This is a genomic window from Mesorhizobium sp. M1142 (assembly GCF_040318565.1).
GTDB lineage: Bacteria > Pseudomonadota > Alphaproteobacteria > Rhizobiales > Rhizobiaceae > Mesorhizobium.
Genome location: NZ_JAMYMK010000005.1, coordinates 211,114 through 227,246 on the forward strand (window position 1 = coordinate 211,114; position 16,133 = coordinate 227,246).

Below are 16,133 nucleotides of genomic sequence, written 5' to 3' on the forward strand. Positions count from 1 at the left end.
GAAAGAAACGGACAGGCACAATGGCAACCGAAATCCGCGTTCCGACACTTGGTGAGTCAGTCACCGAGGCGACCATCGGCAAGTGGTTCAAGAAGGTCGGCGACGCGATCGCCGCCGATGAGCCGCTCGTCGAGCTCGAAACCGACAAGGTGACGGTGGAAGTGCCGGCCGTCGCCGCGGGCACGCTCGCCGAGATCGCCGTCAAAGAAGGCGAGACGGTCGGCGTCGGCGCACTGCTCGGCACGATTTCGGCAGGCGCCGGCGGGGCAGCCAATGCCGCCGCCGCTCCGGCAACGAAGCAGGAGGCGGTGTCGCAGGCCTCGGCTCCGACTGCGGCCTCGAGCGTCAAGCAGGCTGCGGCCGAGACGGCCAAGATTGCCGGCGACGCCGGCGCGATCGAGACGCGCACCATGCCGCCGGCGCCGTCGGCGGCAAAGCTGCTGGCCGAGCACAATCTCGCGGTCGACCAGGTGTCGGGCTCGGGCAAGCGCGGCCAGGTGCTGAAAGGCGACGTGCTCGACCTTATCGCCAGGGGCGCGCCGTCGCAGCCGGCAGAAATGCCCAAGGCCGCGCCTGTACCGGCACCCGTTGCCGCGCGCGCGCCGTCCGCTGCCGACGATGCGTCGCGCGAGGAGCGCGTGCGCATGACCAAGCTGCGCCAGACCATTGCGCGGCGCCTCAAGGAAGCGCAATCGACCGCCGCCATGCTGACCACCTTCAACGAGGTCGACATGAGCGCGGTGATGGCGCTGAGGAGCAAATACAAGGACGTGTTCGAGAAGAAGCACGGCGTGAAGCTCGGCTTCATGGGCTTCTTCACCAAGGCCGTCACCCATGCGCTGAAGGAGATCCCGTCGGTCAATGCCGAGATCGACGGCACCGACATCATCTTTAAGAACTACGCTCATATCGGCGTTGCCGTCGGTACAGAGAAAGGCCTTGTCGTGCCGGTTGTGCGCAATGCCGACCAGATGTCCATCGCCGAAATCGAGAAGGACATCGGCAGGCTGGGGCTTGCGGCGCGCGACGGCAAGCTTTCCGTCGCCGATATGCAAGGCGGCACGTTCACGATTTCCAACGGTGGCGTTTACGGGTCGCTGATGTCGACGCCGATCCTCAATGCACCGCAGTCCGGCATTCTGGGTATGCACAAGATCCAGGAGCGGCCGGTGGTGGTCGGCGGCCAGATCGTCATCCGGCCGATGATGTATCTGGCGCTGTCCTACGACCACCGCATCGTCGACGGCAAGGAAGCGGTGACCTTCCTGGTGCGGGTCAAGGAAAGCCTGGAGGATCCTGAGCGGCTGGTGCTCGACCTCTAAGGGGGCGGCCGACGTGGGCCGGAGCATGGATCTGCGCCGCCGGATGAGTTCGTGCCGTTTCCGGTCCGGTTTGTTTGTCACAATCTGCGCACTCGGCGTGCAGACGGTCTCCGCGGCCCTTGCCGCCTGCCCGCTCGAACTGGCCGTCTATGGCGATCCTGAGAACGCCGCCGAGATCGATTTCAGGCCGACCATGGGGTCGGCTACCGTCACCAATACCTTCAAGATGGTGCTCGACAACGGCGTCGTGCTCGACGGCATCGTCATGTGGACGGAGGGCGTGGCGCGGCCGCATGGGTCGCTGATGTATAAATGCCCGGCCGGCGACGTCACCGGCGACGAGCTCGCCGCCTGCACGGTGTGGGAGAGCGTCATCTACACTGCCGACGACCAGGGCAATATCGCGTTGCTGCCGGGCGAAGGAAAGGATGCGCCGAAGAAGCTGATCTTGCCTGACTTGGGAGCGTCGTTGCAGATGTCGGCGGCCTATGGCGCCAACGGCTTTTCCAGGGTGCCCTGGGACGTCTTTGCCCTGAAGGGATGTCAGGAATGAGCGCGAGCGGAAAGATCCTGCTGGTGACCGGCGGTAGCCGCGGCATTGGCGCCGCTACATGCAGGCTTGCCGCCAAGGCCGGCTATCGCATTGCGGTCAATTACGCGTCGAATGCAAAAGCCGCCGAAACGGTGGTCGCCGACATCGAGGCTGCTGGCGGAGAAGCCTTCACAGTCAAGGCCGATGTCGGCAGCGAGACGGACGTATTGGCCATGTTCGAGGCTGTCGATGCCCGTTTCGGTCGGCTCGACGCGCTCGTCAACAATGCCGGCGTGGTCGACCAGAGCGCGCGCGTCGACGAGTTTAGCGCTGCAAGGCTGGAGCGCATGATGCGCATCAATGTGATCGCGCCGATGCTTTGCGCCCGCGAGGCGGTGAAGCGGATGTCGACCAGGCATGGCGGCAAGGGTGGCGCCATCGCCAATGTTTCTTCGATCGCGGCAAGGCTTGGCGGGCCGGGTCAATATGTCGACTACGCCGCCTCGAAGGGCGCGCTCGATTCCTTCACCATCGGGCTTGCCCGCGAAGTGGCCGGCGAAGGCATTCGTGTCAACGCGGTCAGCCCGGGCATCATCGACACCGAAATTCATGCCTCCGGCGGTCAGCCGGATCGCGCCGAGAGAATGCGCAAGGTGGTGCCCATGCAGCGCGTCGGCACCGCCGAGGAAGTCGCAGCCGCAATTCTGTGGCTGCTGTCGGACGAGGCGTCCTACACAACAGGCGCCAATCTGGAAATCGGCGGCGGCCGCTAAAGCAAAAGGGACAGTATCATGGCCTATGATGTCGTTATCATCGGATCGGGACCAGGCGGCTATGTCTGCGCCATCAAGGCGGCGCAGCTCGGTCTGAAGACGGCGGTGGTCGAAAAGGACCCGACCTTCGGCGGTACCTGCCTCAACATCGGCTGCATCCCGTCGAAGGCGCTGCTGCATGCGTCCGAGATGTTTGCCGAGGCCGGCCATTCCTTCGAGGCGCTCGGCGTCGAGATCGGCGCGCCCAAGCTCAACCTTGGGAAGATGATGGCACACAAGGATGCGACGGTAACGGCCAACGTCAATGGCGTCGCCTTCCTGTTCAAGAAGAATAAGATCGACAGTTTTCGTGGCACCGGCAAGGTAGTTGCGGCCGGCAAGGTGTCGGTGACCTCCGATGACGGCAAGGTCGAGGAGATCGAGACCAAGAACATCGTCATCGCCACCGGCTCCGACGTCGCCGGCATTCCCGGCGTCAAGGTCGATTTCGATGAGAAGGTGATCATCTCGTCGACCGGCGCGCTGTCGCTGGACAAGGTGCCGGGCCATCTGGTGGTGGTCGGCGGCGGTGTCATCGGTCTGGAGCTCGGCTCGGTCTGGGCGCGGCTTGGCGCCAAGGTCACCGTGGTCGAGTTCCTCGACACCATCCTGGGCGGCATGGATGGCGAGGTCTCCAAGCAGTTCCAGCGCCTGCTGTCGAAGCAGGGATTTGAGTTCAGGCTGGGCGCCAAGGTGACCGGCGTCGCCAAGGCCAAGAAGGGAGCGATTGTCACCTTCGAGCCGGTCAAGGGCGGAGCAGCCGAGACGATCGAGGCGGACGCGGTGCTGATTGCGACGGGACGACGGGCCTATTCGGACGCTCTCGGGCTGAAGGAGACCGGCGTCGACGTCGATGAGCGCGGCCGGGTCAAGACCGACGGCCATCTCAGGACCAACGTGCCTGGCATCTATGCCATCGGCGATGTCATCGCCGGACCGATGCTTGCACACAAGGCTGAGGACGAGGGCGTGGCGGTGGCCGAAACCATCGCCGGCCAGGCCGGGCATGTGAACTATGACGTGATTCCGAGCGTCGTCTACACCACGCCGGAAATCGCCTCGGTCGGCAAGACCGAAGAAGAATTGAAAAAAGCCGGCGTCGACTACAAGGCCGGAAAATTCCCGTTCAGCGCCAATGGCCGCGCGCGCGCCATGCTGCATACCGACGGCTTTGTGAAAATCCTGGCCGACAAGGCCAGCGACCGTGTGCTCGGCGTCCACATCGTCGGGTTCGGCGCCGGCGAGATGATCCACGAGGCGGCCGTGCTGATGGAATTTGGCGGCTCGTCGGAAGACCTGGCCCGCACCTGTCACGCCCATCCGACAATGTCGGAAGCGGTAAAGGAGGCGGCATTGGCGACGTTCTTCAAGCCGATCCATATCTGAGCAAACGCGGTGAATCGCAAACCTTAGAGATTGGCTGAAACGTCCAAAGCCCTCGACGGCTGCTCCCAAAAACAAAACGGCCCGCTTTTCAGCGGGCCGTTCATATATCAAATCAGCAGTTTGATCACTGAGCCGGGGCAGGTGCTGGTGCCGGGGCCGGGGCTGGCGCAGGGGCCGGAGCGGGTGCAGGCTCTGCCGGAGCGGGAGCCGGAGCGGGTGTTGCCGGAGCTGGCGCAGGAGCCGGTTCGGCTGGTTTCATCGGCTCGGCGGGCGCTGGGGCCGGAGCTGGTGTGCTGGCTGCGGGCGGTTCGGCAGGCGCAGGTGCCTCGCTACGTCTTCCAAAAACATAATAGGCGACAATTGCCAGGATAACGACGACCAGGGCAATCAGCCAGCCGCTGCCGCCGCCGCTTGGCCGCGCGGAGCCCGGCGAGGTGAATGGGTCGTTCGGATTGGGTGTGTTCGCCATAAAAGTGTCCTCCGTGGATGAAAAACATCAAGTAATAGCCATCAACGTACAATCGTTGAATCGGTTTCACATTAGGCGTTGAAAACGCCGAAAACAGGGCAATTCTGATCCGGAATCCCTTGCAGGCATGCATTTCCACCGCAAAATGGGTTCGGTCGAGCCAAAGCGAACCTTTTTCAGTTTCTTGACACGAAGCGCGGCTGGTCCGCCGTCGCGCCGCGAGTAGGGGTTGACCCAGGCGTGGCGATGATTCGGTGTGCAACTCCGCCGTGTTGTTCAGTTGACGGCAGTCACCGTATAGCCGGTCTTGCGGAAACCCTCGACCAAGCCTTGCGCTCCGGGAAGGTGCATGGCGCCGACCGCCATGAAGACATTGCCGTGGGCGAGGATCGGCGCTGCACGATCAACCATCACCCTGTTGCGGCTGGTGATCATGGTCTGCTCGAATTCGGCGTAACCCGATTGGTCGTCGACCTGTTCGGGGACGACAGCCCGAAACAGCGGTACGTACATGCCAGTGTCGCCACGGCGGTAAAGCACGATCATGGTTTCGTTGACGTCGTTCACCTTGTCGCCAAGCTTCAGCGTATCGACCAGACCCTTCAGGTGAAAGGCGATCGGCAGCGAAGCCATGGCGCGCAGCTGGTCGGCGATTGTCTCCAGCCCCTCGACTGATTTGCCCGCAGCCTCGGCGTCCTTGGCAAGCTTGACGTCGAGCACCGGCGCGCCGCCAGCCTGGCGGGCGACTTCGCATGCTGGTAGCGCCACCATCGCCGACAGCAACCAAGGTTTCATCTTGGCGACAGTCGCTGGCGGGATGCCACGCGCGTCGAGCGCCTTGTCGACCACCGCCGCGTCCTCTGGCGACAGCAGCGACGAAAGCGTCGTCTTGTCGGTGAACATCATCAGATCCGGCTCTTTCAGCAATGCTGCCATCATCTTCTGCTTATCGAGCACTTCGGTGGTTTCGATGATGACGGTGCCAGCCGCATCAAACGCCTTCTGCGCGGCGGGTGGCAGCGTGGTGACGCGCGGGTCGGTAAGGTGCATGGTGCCGAACAGGAAGGACGGTTTTTCGCCCGATTTTTCCAGCTTCCACAGCAAGCCTTTGCCGTTCGGTGTTGCTGCCGCGTCCGCCTCGATCTTGCGGTAGCCAGCCGGGTCGTTCTTTTGCAACGCGCTGAGCATATCGGTACCGGTGCAGGCCGGGGCCTCGGCGCGTGCCTTGCCCGCGGCGAGCAGCGCGATGATGAGGAAGGAGAGGAAAAACAGGGCGTTGAGCGCGACGAGCAGCTTCAGCGACACTTGGGTCGCGCGGTCGGCGATGGCGATGAGGCGTTTCATGCTGCGCTTCTAGGCGCAAAAAGCGGCAAAACGGTTAATCAGCGCATCAAAATTGTTGCGAGATCGTCACCTATTCAAGCGTCCATCACGCACGAGGATGAGCTGCTTCGTAAATCTCGAGCAGCCTCGCGGTGTCGACGCCGGTGTATATCTGGGTTGTCGACAGGCTGGCGTGGCCGAGCAACTCCTGGATGGTGCGCAGGTCGCCGCCGCGCCCAAGCAGATGCGTGGCGAAAGAATGGCGCAGCGCATGCGGCGTCGCGGTCTCGGGCAGGTTGAGCGCCGAGCGCAGCTTGGCCATGTCGCGCTGAACGATCGCGGGGTTCAGCGGGCCGCCGCGCGCACCGCGAAACAGCAGGCCCTTGGGATCGAGATGCCAGGGGCAGAGGCGGCGGTATTCGGCAATCGCCCGCAGCGCTACCGGCAGCACCGGCACCAGCCGCGTCTTGCCGCCCTTGCCGGTGACGCGCAGCACAGTATCACCAGGTGAGGATAGATCGGCGCCCGACAGGCCGAGCGCCTCGGAGATCCGCAAGCCGGACCCATAAAGCAGAGTCAGCACGGCGGCGTTGCGCGCGGCAATCCACGGCTCCTCCGCCAGTTGGCCTTCCACCGAGACGACGTGTTTTGCATCGCTTGCGGTCAGCGGCTTGGGCAGCGATTTCGGCTGCCGCGGTGCGCGCAAGGCTGCCGCACCTGCCGCATTGGCGAGGCCGCGCCGTTCCAGGAAACGCAGCAGCGAGCGGATGCCGGCCAGCCCGCGCCCGAGCGTGCGGGCACCGGCGCCCTCGGCACGGCGGGCAGCGAGAAAGCCGCGCAGATCGGCTGGGCGCAGATCGGCGATGTCTGAAATACCAGGCGAGCCGCCGCAATGGCTGGTCAGGAAATGCAGGAACTGGCGCGTGTCGCGCTCATAGGCCTCGACGGTTTCGGGCGACAGCCGGCGTTCGCGCGCCAGCATCTTCAGCCAGGCCTCGCGCGCCGCCTGAAGATCGGGTTTTGCCGGTATGAGGAATTCCTGCATTGCGCTCTTCCAGTTCCCCGCCATCTTCCGGCATGCGGGTTAGGAAGCGGTGAAGAGCGGCATCATTGAAATGACGATGGGCTGGGGTTAGAGCAAGGCAAAGGATTTTCCGCAGATGAGCAAACCGCAAAACCCCGTCCAGATGGCCGTGATCGGTGCCGCGCACGGCATCAAGGGCGAATTGCGCGTCAAGAGCTTTACCGGCGACCCGCTGGCGCTGGCCGATTACGGTCCGCTCTACGCCAGGGATGGCCGCGCCTTCCAGATCGTCGACATCAGGCCTGCCAACACCGTCGTGGTGGTGCGCTTCAAAGGCGTCAACGATCGCAATGCCGCCGAGGCGCTTGCCGGCACCGAATTGTTCGTCGACCGTTCGGTGTTGCCTGATGAGGGCGAAGAGGACGAATTCTACCACGCCGATCTCGTCGGGCTGGAGGTCAAGGACGACACCGGTGCCATTATCGGCAAGGTCGTCGCCGTGCATAATTTTGGCGGCGGCGACATTCTCGACGTGACGCTGGCGGGGCGCAAAGGCGTGCTTATCCCGTTCACGCGGGCCGCTGTTCCGGAAGTGTCGATCGCCGGCGGCTTTGTCCGCATCGATCCGGCTGCGGCAGGGTTGGTCGAGGACGGAGAATCTGCCGAGCGCGACAGCTTCGACCCCAAGGGCCGGCCGCGCGGGCCGAGGGACGCCGGAGGCAACCGGTGAGTTTTTCGGCTTCGGTGCTGACGCTCTATCCCGAGATGTTTCCCGGCGCGCTTGGCCTGTCGCTGGCCGGCCGCGCGCTCGACACCGGCATTTGGTCGCTCGAAACGATCCAGATCCGCGACTTTGCCCGCGATCGTCACCGGACCGTGGACGACACGCCGGCCGGCGGCGGCGCCGGCATGGTGATGCGGGCAGACGTGCTGGCCAGCGCTATCGACCATGCCTCGCCGGCAGGCGATCCACGTCCGCGCCTGCTGATGAGCCCTCGCGGCAAGCCGCTGACACAGCGCCGTGTGCGTGAGCTCGCCGCCGGGCCGGGTGCGGTGATCGTCTGCGGCCGCTTCGAAGGCGTCGACCAGCGGGTCATCGAATCGCGAGGCCTCGAGGAAGTCTCGATCGGCGATTTCATCCTGTCCGGCGGCGAGCCGGCGGCACTCGTGCTGCTCGACGCCGTGGTGCGCCTGCTGCCCGGCGTGATGGGCAATGCGGTATCGGGCGAGGAAGAGAGCTTTGAAAACGGCCTGCTCGAACATCCGCATTATACGCGGCCGCAGGAATTCGAGGGCCGGCCGATTCCCGAAGTGTTGATTTCGGGCAATCACAGCAAGATCGCGGCGTGGCGGCGGGCCGAAGCGGAGAGGCTGACGAAGGAGCGACGGCCGGATCTTTTAGCCGCTCAGCCCTTATCGAAATAGTAGAAGGCCAGGAACAGGCCGACGGCAATGACGAAGCCGCGCACCGCGTTCTGCGGCACGCGCCTGGCGATCCAGACGCCGGCATAGCCGCCAAGCGCGCCACCCGGGATCATGATGATCGCCTGCAGCCAGGCGATGACGCCGCCAGAGACGAAGACCAGGATGGCAACCGCAGCGATGACCACGGCCAGCATGTTCTTCAATGCGTTCAGCCGATGATAATCGCCGGACTGGGTGAGACCGAGCGTCGCCAGCATCATGACGCCCATGCCGGCGCCGAAGAAGCCGCCATAGACGGCGGTGGCGAACTGCGCCAGCGACCCGACCAGCGAACCCACGGCGGCTTCATGCTCCGGCTTGGGCGCCGGCTTCAGCCATGGCCCGGCAGCGAACAACGCTGTTGCCGCCAGCAGCAGCCACGGCACCAAGGCGCGGAACGACGGGTTGTCGAGGCCTAGAAGGATGAGCGCGCCAGACAGCGCACCGAGAGCCGAAATGAGGCTGAGCAGCAGTGCGCCGCGCCAGAAATGCTTGATGTCGTGCCAATAGGCCAGCGTCGAGGTGATATAGCCAGGAAATTGCGTCACCGACGATGTCGCGTTGGCGACGATCGGCGGCAGGCCGGCCAGGGTCATGGCGCCAAAGGTTATGAACGTGCCGCCGCCGGCAACGGCGTTGACCGCGCCTGATAGAAAGCCGGCGAGAAAGAGCAGGACCGCGTCCAAGATTGGCATGAGGGGTGTCGTCGCTGGAGGAAAAATGCTTATCTTCCGGCTTAGAAAGCTTGACGCGCGGGCGCAACCCCCTGGACCACAAGCGATCACGGGATTGCCACAGCGGCGCCAGCCAAAAAGAAGCAGCGCCAAAAAAGAGCCAGCGAAGGCGTGACAAAGCGCCGAAATAGCTGTATGTGCGCGCCGAACCGGAAGAAAATTCTCCCGGACCCGTCAACAGTGACGGTGTAGTCGCCCCTGCCCGATGTTCTCGAACAGAAGTTCTCGAACGAAGGGCATAGCCGAGCGGTCGATGCGACTGCAAGGCGAGTGTCGGACGCTCTGACTGTCGGAAGAACAAGAAGTGGATTATTGAGATGGACATCCTCCGTCAGCTCGAGGCCGAGCAGGCCGCCAAGATCGAAGCCAAGCGCAAGCTTCCCGAATTCCAGCCCGGCGACACCGTGCGCGTCCAGGTCCGTGTGACCGAAGGCACTCGCACCCGCGTCCAGGCCTATGAGGGCGTCGTCATCGCCCGCGCCGGCGCCGGCTTCCAGGAAAATTTCACCGTCCGCAAGATCTCCTACGGCGAAGGCGTGGAGCGGGTGTTCCCGGTCTATTCGCCGATGGTCGAGGGCGTCGAGATCGTGCGTCGTGGCAAGGTGCGTCGCGCCAAGCTGTACTATCTGCGTGACCGTCGCGGCAAGTCGGCCCGTATTTCGGAAAACACCGGCGTGCGCGCCCGCAAGCTCAACGATGAAGAGCGCGATGCGCTGAACGCCGAGAAGGCGCGTATCGAGGCCGAGAAAGTGGCCGCCGCCCAGGCGCTGGCCGCCGAGAAGGCCGCGCAGGACGCCGCCGAGAAGAAGGCCGCCGACGAGGCCGCCAAGGCCGCGGAAGCAGCTGCCGCCGAATAAGGCGTCGTCAAAACCCATGGTTTCGGAAAGGCGGCTTCGGCCGCCTTTTTGTTTCGCGAGGTGGATTCGATTTTGCCGGTCCGCAATCGATACGGATCGTTCCGTAATGCCGCCATTGAAAGCATTGGAACTCATTTTCGTGCCGAGCGGCGCATCGGAGCGGCTTGCAAGGCGCCTGCGGAAAGCTAAAGTCGGCGCCGGATTTCCTGCATGCCTCGGTCGATCGAGGCGGTTCAGTTCTTGGGGAGCGTGTCATGACCAAATCGAAACTGCTGCTGGCCGGCCTGCTGGCTTGCCTTCTCGTGCCCATCGCGGCCCTGGCGCAGGCGCTGCCGGATCTTGGCGGCAGGAAAGTGGTGGTGGTGACCGAAAACGCCTATCCGCCGCTGCAGTTTATCGATGCCAAGACCGGTAAGCAGATCGGTTGGGAATATGACGCGATGAACGAGATCGCCAAACGGCTGAACTTCAAGGTCGAGTACCAGAACACCTCGTGGGACGCGATGATCCAGGCGGTTTCCGACAACCAATACAACATCGGCATGACCGGCATCACCATCAAGGACGACCGCAAGCAGAAGGTCGATTTCTCCGATCCCTATATGCGCTCGGAACAGTTCATGCTGGTGCGCGGCGACGAGAAACGCTTCACCGATGCCAAGACGTTCGCTGCCTTCAAGGACGGGCTGATCGGTGCGCAGGCCGGCACCACGCCGTTCTACACCGCCGTCTACAGCGTGCTCGACGGCAATGAGCAGAACCCGCGCATAAAGCTGTTCGAGACATTCGGCGCGACGGTGCAGGCGCTGAAGGCCGGCGACGTCGATGTCGTGCTCACCGACGGCACTGCCGGCAAGGGCTATGTCGATGCGTCCAATGGCGGGCTGAAGCTGATCGGCGGGCCGCTCGGCACCGAGGATTTCGGCTTCATCTTCCCCAAGGGCTCCGACCTGGTGAAGCCGGTCAACGCGGCGATCGCCGCGCTCAAGGCCGACGGCACGCTCGACGCGCTCAACAAGAAGTGGTTCCTCGACTACAAGATGGGGCAGTAGGCCCGCTTGTTGCGCGCATTTCATGACGATTGTGCGCGGGAACTCGCGCTGACTCTGCGCTCGTACACCCCCCTCTGGCCTACCGGCCATCTCCCCCGCAAGGGGGGAGATCGGATTTCGCATCGGTTTTCGCTAATTTTCAGTGTTGCAGAACGGACGGCGAGGTCAAAGCTGCCGATCTCCCCCCTTGAGAGGGAGATGGCCGGCAGGCCAGAGGGGGGTGTGACAGAACGCTGCCTTCGTGACTCTGTCACCGGTACCGCTTGATGCCGTCGCCGCCTCTCGCCTCGGCCAAATCCGACTTCCCGTGGTGGCTTGCCGTGGCCGTGGCGATCGCCTTGGCCGCCGCCGTCTTCATCGTTGCCAGCGACCTCTATGCCCAGGTCTTCGCAACCGTCGCCAAGGGCATCGGCGTCACCATCTTCGTCACCGTGGTCGCCTTCGCGCTGGCTTGCGCGATCGGGCTCGGCGTCGCTCTGATGGGCCTGTCGGGCTCACGCTGGCTCAGCCAGATCGCCCGCTTCTACGTCGAGATCATCCGCGGCGTACCGATGCTGGTGCTGTTGTTCTGGATCGCCTTTGCCGGCGCGCCGGCCTTCGTCGCAGCGTGGAACGCGCTGACGGCGCCGCTGCAAAGCGCCGGCCTCTTCGGTGAGCTGCTGGTACGCGACGTCTCGCTTTTATGGCGCGCCGTCATGGCGCTGACCATCGGCTATTCCGCCTTCATCTCGGAGGTGTTCCGCGCCGGCATCCAGGCGGTCGAGAAGGGCCAGATCGAGGCGGCGAAGGCGCTCGGGCTGACGCGCACGCAGCGCTTCCGGCTGGTCGTCTTTCCGCAGGCGATCCGCACCATCCTGCCGCCGCTCGGCAATGATTTCGTCGCCATGGTCAAGGATTCCTCGCTGGTCTCGGTGCTCGGCGTCGCCGACATCACCCAGATGGGCAAGATCTACGCCGCCGGCTCGTTCCGCTTCTTCGAAACCTATTCGATCGTCGCCTATATCTATCTCATCCTGACCGTCGGCCTGTCGCTGGCCATGCGGGCGCTGGAGAAGCGGCTGCGCCACCAGCATGGGGAATAGAAGGCAGGCGAAAACGGCGCTACCATCGAGCGGACGCGACCGGGGAGGACCCATGATCATCGACAAGGCCAATGCGGCGCTTGAAGCGGTCTACACGGCCGACACGCCTGAGGCGCTCGCCAAGGCCTATGCGCAATGGGCCGCGACCTATGACGGCGAAACCGCGGCGCTCGGCTATCTCCTGCCGTTCCTGATCACCGCCTGGGTGGCGCGCTACGTGCCGCCGGGCGAAGGACCGCTGCTCGACGCCGGCTGCGGCACCGGCCTGTCGGGGCCGTCGCTCAAGGCGCTAGGCTACCACGACGTTGCCGGCCTCGACCTGTCGCAGGACATGCTGAAAATCGCCGGCGGCCGGCAGGCCTACAGCGAGCTGAAACAGGCGATACTCGGCGGGCCATTGCCCTGGCCGGACGGCTATTTCCGGGCCTTTTTCTCGACCGGCGTGTTCACCATCAGCCACGCGCCGGCGTCGGGCCTGCATGAGCTGGTGCGCATCACCCGGAAGGGCGGCCACGCCATCTTTACGGTCCGTGACCAGGTGTTTGAAAGCAGCGGGTTCAAGGCCGTGTTTGGCGAACTGGAGCAGGCGAAAAAATGGCGGCCGGTCGAGGAGAGCCCATGGTTCCGCTGCTACGCGATCGCCGAGCCCGACGCGCTGGTGAAAACCTTCGTGTTCGAGGTGCTGTGAAGCGCCTGCGAAGGCAGACGCGATTGCTGAAAAGCCAAAACATTGATATGAGCAGCGCCATGGAAGAGCTTTTTGGCGATCCGGCCTATAAAGGTTTCGTGCTGCAGGACAGGAAACGCCTGCCGTCGCGATTTTCCGCGCGCGTCTGCGGGGCGCTGACCAGCCGACTTCGCTAGGGCGGACTCGCCAGGCTGTTTCGCCGGCCGACCGGCGTCCCTTTCCCTTTTTAAATCGACGGATTTACGCACATGAGCGCACCGCGCACCCTCTACGACAAGATTTTCGACGACCATGTCGTCGACCGCCAGGACGACGGCACCTGCCTGCTCTATATCGACCGCCACCTCGTCCACGAAGTCACCAGCCCGCAGGCTTTCGAAGGCCTGCGCATTACCGGCCGCAAGGTTCGGCATCCGGAAAAGACGCTGGCTGTCGTCGACCACAACGTGTCGACTTCGCCCGAGCGAAAGTTCGGCATCAAGAACGAGGAAAGCCGCATCCAGGTCGAGGCGCTGGCCAAAAACGCCAAGGATTTCGGTATCGAATATTATTCCGAGAAGGATATCCGCCAGGGCATCGTCCACATCATCGGTCCCGAGCAGGGCTTCACGCTGCCCGGCATGACCATCGTCTGCGGCGACAGCCACACCTCGACGCATGGCGCGTTCGGGGCGCTGGCGCACGGCATCGGCACCTCGGAAGTCGAGCATGTGCTGGCGACGCAGACGCTGATCCAGCGCAAGGCCAAGAACATGCTGGTGCGCGTCGACGGCGCACTGCCGGAAGGCGTCACCGCCAAGGACATCATCCTCGCCATCATCGGCGAGATCGGCACAGCCGGGGGCACCGGCTATGTCATCGAATATGCCGGCGAGGCAATCCGTGCGCTGTCGATGGAAGGTCGGATGACGATCTGCAACATGTCGATCGAAGCCGGCGCGCGCGCCGGCCTGATCGCGCCGGACGAGACCACCTTCGCCTATGTCAAGGACAAGCCGCGCGCCCCCAAGGGCGAAGCCTGGGATGCCGCGCTCGCCTATTGGAAGACGCTGCAGTCCGACGAAGGCGCGCATTTCGACAAGGTCGTCGTGCTCGACGCGGCAAAGCTGCCGCCGATCGTCTCCTGGGGCTCCTCGCCCGAAGACGTTGTCTCGGTTCAAGGCATCGTGCCGAACCCAGACGACATCACTGATGAGAACAAGCGCACGTCCAAGCAGCGTGCACTCGACTATATGGGCCTGATACCGGGCACCAAGATCACCGATATCGAACTTGACCGCGTCTTCATCGGCTCCTGCACCAATGGCCGCATCGAGGATCTGCGCGCCGCCGCCAAGGTGATCGAAGGCAAGAAGGTCAATCCGCGGGTCAGCGCGATGATCGTGCCGGGCTCCGGCCTGGTCAAGGAACAGGCCGAGGCCGAAGGCCTCGACAAGATCTTTGTCGCGGCCGGCTTCGACTGGCGCGAGCCGGGCTGCTCGATGTGCCTTGCCATGAACGACGACCGGCTGAAGCCGCATGAGCGCTGCGCCTCGACCTCGAACCGCAATTTCGAAGGGCGCCAGGGCTTCAAGGGCCGCACCCATCTGGTGTCGCCGGCAATGGCGGCGGCGGCGGCAATTGCCGGCCATTTCGTCGACATCCGCGAGTGGAAATAGCGCAGGGCGCGCCCAGTCGGATATGAGAGTGCCCGAGCCGCAATGCGGTTCGGGCATTCTTCAGCCGGGCCGCCTGACGAATTCGTGAAATCCCTCACGTCGGCCGGGTTGGTCCTTTGCAACGACCAGCGCCAGTTGGCGCTCGTCGAAGAGTTTGAACCATTCATCCCATTCGACCAGTTCATAGCCGCCGGCATTGACCGGACGTTCGGGCTCATCCTGGTCCTGATAGGCATGCTGGCCGAAGACCAGCCTCAGCATGGGCTGCGTTCCGGCTTCGGGCGACACGTCGACGATCGCCGGAAAGCCGGCGCGCGCCGCCGCCCAAGAGCGAATTGCATCGTGATCGGTCAGCATGATCGTGTCGGCCATCCGAGCGTCTCCTGGTTGCCGTCGTGAAACGCCGCTCGCCGTTCGCGGTTCCGCCCAGCGGCTGCGTCGACGCACCTGTCGTATATTCGCTTTCGCTTAACCGCTTGTTTGGGCTTCCGCTCTAACGTCTCCTGAGGGAAGCGAGGGGAAATTACAGCGCTTGGACACCGGCCTGCTCATAGCGCTGCTCAATCCAGGCATCGCCCTCACACTCGGCACTGCATTTCTCGTGCTGTGGTTCTATCAGCGTCACCGTCCCTATCTGGCCGTGCTGGCGGCGGGCTACTCGGCCTCGGCCGCAGGCTTCCTGCTCCAGTATTTCACGCTGCCTGTCGGTATGGCGCCCACCAAGCTCATCTCGATCCTGTGCTTCACCTTTGCCACTTGCTGTCTCGCCGGCGCGGTCATTGCGCGCTATGGGCGGCGCGTGCCTTACACGGCGGTCGGCATTCTGGCCTGCGGCGGACTGGCCGCGTTCTCGTGGTTTCTTTTTGCCCGGCCGGATCTCACCTGGCGCATCCTTGCCATCAATTTCAGCTTCGGCGGCATCAGCCTGGTTGTTGCCGCCGAGTTGCGCGCAGTGCGCAACAACGGCCCGACAGAAATGGTCCTGTTCGTACTGTCGCTGCTTTCCGGCATGAACTTCCTGGCGCGGACCCTTGCCGTCGTCATCGCGCATGGGCCGTTCACCAGCTATGAAGGGCTTTACACCTCCTCCTATTGGACGACGGCGCTGCTGTCGCATGCATTGCTGTCGCTGCTTATTGCACTTTGCCTGTTTGGCGCCGCCGCGCTCGATGTGACGAAGGCCCTGAAGACCGAAACCCTGACAGACCCGCTGTCGGGCCTGCTCAACCGCCGCGGCTTCGAGGAGCGCGCCACGCTGGTGCTGCAGCACTGTGCCACGGCGCGATTGCCGGTTACGCTGGTGCTGGCCGATCTCGATCATTTCAAGGCACTCAACGATCAGCATGGCCACGCGGCCGGCGATCGCGTCATCGTCGATTTCGCCGCCAAGCTTCTGTCGGCTGCAGGTGCGCGCGGCGTTGCCGGCCGCGTCGGCGGCGAAGAGTTCGCCGTGCTGTTGCCGCTCAGCGACCTTGGCGCGGCAAGACTGTATGCCGAAACCATTCGCACGCTCTATTCGGCGGGCCGAATCGACGGGCTTCCGCCCGAGACAAGAGTGACCGCGAGCTTCGGCGTGGCCGCCCGCACCAGCCACGAAGGGCTGGACCCGGTGATGCGCCGCGCCGACGAAGCGCTCTACAAAGCCAAAAGGAATGGCCGCGACAGCGTGTGCCTGTCCCATCAGCGGCCTGAAACGGTCGTCCTTCCCAATCGGACCAGTGCTGGCTGAG

General features: G+C 63.9%; 17 protein-coding genes. 13 read left to right on the plus strand and 4 right to left on the minus strand.

Features of this window, described 5'->3' with window-relative positions; all coding sequences use genetic code 11:
* Nucleotides 1–20 precede the first annotated feature (20 nt).
* From odhB to NKH42_RS11245, 5 genes are all read left to right on the plus strand, one after another.
* On the plus strand, nt 21–1,322 hold the full coding sequence (odhB, locus tag NKH42_RS11225) for a 2-oxoglutarate dehydrogenase complex dihydrolipoyllysine-residue succinyltransferase (RefSeq protein ID WP_352974075.1): 1,302 nt from the start codon (nt 21–23) through the stop codon (nt 1,320–1,322).
* A gap of 97 nt (nt 1,323–1,419) precedes the next feature.
* Nucleotides 1,420–1,875, plus strand: coding sequence for a hypothetical protein (locus tag NKH42_RS11230; protein ID WP_502896082.1), 456 nt, complete (start codon nt 1,420–1,422; stop codon nt 1,873–1,875).
* Entirely contained in the window at nt 1,872–2,627 is a 756-nt protein-coding gene (locus tag NKH42_RS11235) for an SDR family oxidoreductase (RefSeq protein WP_352691065.1), read from the plus strand. Before NKH42_RS11230 ends, NKH42_RS11235 begins: the two co-directional genes overlap by 4 nt.
* An 18-nt stretch (nt 2,628–2,645) precedes the next feature.
* A complete protein-coding gene (gene lpdA, locus NKH42_RS11240; protein WP_352691063.1) occupies nt 2,646–4,052 on the plus strand; it encodes a dihydrolipoyl dehydrogenase in 1,407 nt (468 codons plus the stop codon).
* Nucleotides 4,053–4,082: 30 nt separating this feature from the next.
* A complete protein-coding gene (locus NKH42_RS11245) occupies nt 4,083–4,424 on the plus strand; it encodes a hypothetical protein (RefSeq protein ID WP_352691061.1) in 342 nt (113 codons plus the stop codon).
* A 373-nt stretch (nt 4,425–4,797) separates the two neighbouring features.
* Here the strand turns inward: NKH42_RS11245 and NKH42_RS11250 are convergent, their stop codons facing one another.
* Together NKH42_RS11250 and NKH42_RS11255 are read right to left on the minus strand one after the other, a co-directional pair.
* The gene (locus NKH42_RS11250) at nt 4,798–5,865 is read right to left on the minus strand and encodes a TraB/GumN family protein (RefSeq protein WP_352691059.1); all 1,068 of its coding nucleotides are present in this window, start codon (nt 5,863–5,865) and stop codon (nt 4,798–4,800) included.
* Nucleotides 5,866–5,950: 85 nt separating this feature from the next.
* Nucleotides 5,951–6,889, minus strand: coding sequence for a tyrosine recombinase XerC (locus NKH42_RS11255; protein ID WP_352751441.1), 939 nt, complete (start codon nt 6,887–6,889; stop codon nt 5,951–5,953).
* Nucleotides 6,890–7,004: 115 nt separating this feature from the next.
* Between NKH42_RS11255 and rimM the strand changes: the two genes are divergently transcribed.
* Nucleotides 7,005–7,598 (plus strand): ribosome maturation factor RimM, encoded by a 594-nt coding sequence (gene rimM, locus NKH42_RS11260; protein ID WP_352508963.1) that lies wholly within the window; start codon nt 7,005–7,007, stop codon nt 7,596–7,598.
* Nucleotides 7,595–8,293 carry a tRNA (guanosine(37)-N1)-methyltransferase TrmD gene (trmD, locus tag NKH42_RS11265; protein ID WP_352751445.1) on the plus strand — a complete coding sequence of 233 codons (699 nt, stop codon included), beginning with the start codon at nt 7,595–7,597 and terminating at the stop codon, nt 8,291–8,293. Before rimM ends, trmD begins: the two co-directional genes overlap by 4 nt.
* Here trmD and NKH42_RS11270 read toward each other — a convergent pair.
* On the minus strand, nt 8,275–9,027 hold the full coding sequence (locus tag NKH42_RS11270) for a sulfite exporter TauE/SafE family protein (RefSeq protein WP_023679781.1): 753 nt from the start codon (nt 9,025–9,027) through the stop codon (nt 8,275–8,277). The two genes, trmD and NKH42_RS11270, sit on opposite strands and share 19 nt — an antisense overlap.
* A 356-nt stretch (nt 9,028–9,383) precedes the next feature.
* Here NKH42_RS11270 and rplS point away from each other — a divergent pair, with 356 nt between their 5' ends.
* The 5 genes from rplS to leuC all read left to right on the plus strand — a co-directional run bounded on the left by rplS (nt 9,384) and on the right by leuC (nt 14,403).
* Complete coding sequence (gene rplS / locus NKH42_RS11275; protein ID WP_254817835.1) at nt 9,384–9,923, plus strand: 50S ribosomal protein L19; 540 nt, start codon at nt 9,384–9,386, stop codon at nt 9,921–9,923.
* 254 nt (nt 9,924–10,177) lie between these two features.
* The gene (locus tag NKH42_RS11280; protein ID WP_254817834.1) at nt 10,178–10,975 is read left to right on the plus strand and encodes a transporter substrate-binding domain-containing protein; all 798 of its coding nucleotides are present in this window, start codon (nt 10,178–10,180) and stop codon (nt 10,973–10,975) included.
* 266 nt (nt 10,976–11,241) lie between these two features.
* Complete coding sequence (locus tag NKH42_RS11285) at nt 11,242–12,057, plus strand: amino acid ABC transporter permease (RefSeq protein ID WP_254817833.1); 816 nt, start codon at nt 11,242–11,244, stop codon at nt 12,055–12,057.
* A gap of 52 nt (nt 12,058–12,109) precedes the next feature.
* The gene (locus tag NKH42_RS11290; RefSeq protein ID WP_352508959.1) at nt 12,110–12,745 is read left to right on the plus strand and encodes a class I SAM-dependent DNA methyltransferase; all 636 of its coding nucleotides are present in this window, start codon (nt 12,110–12,112) and stop codon (nt 12,743–12,745) included.
* A 248-nt stretch (nt 12,746–12,993) separates the two neighbouring features.
* Complete coding sequence (leuC, locus tag NKH42_RS11295; protein ID WP_352508958.1) at nt 12,994–14,403, plus strand: 3-isopropylmalate dehydratase large subunit; 1,410 nt, start codon at nt 12,994–12,996, stop codon at nt 14,401–14,403.
* A gap of 60 nt (nt 14,404–14,463) precedes the next feature.
* On the opposite strand, the gene NKH42_RS11300 is transcribed toward leuC, so the two are convergent.
* Complete coding sequence (locus NKH42_RS11300; RefSeq protein WP_352508957.1) at nt 14,464–14,775, minus strand: hypothetical protein; 312 nt, start codon at nt 14,773–14,775, stop codon at nt 14,464–14,466.
* A 160-nt stretch (nt 14,776–14,935) separates the two neighbouring features.
* On the opposite strand from NKH42_RS11300, the gene NKH42_RS11305 reads away from it, so the two are divergent.
* A complete protein-coding gene (locus tag NKH42_RS11305; protein WP_352974077.1) occupies nt 14,936–16,132 on the plus strand; it encodes a GGDEF domain-containing protein in 1,197 nt (398 codons plus the stop codon).
* Nucleotide 16,133 lies beyond the last annotated feature (1 nt).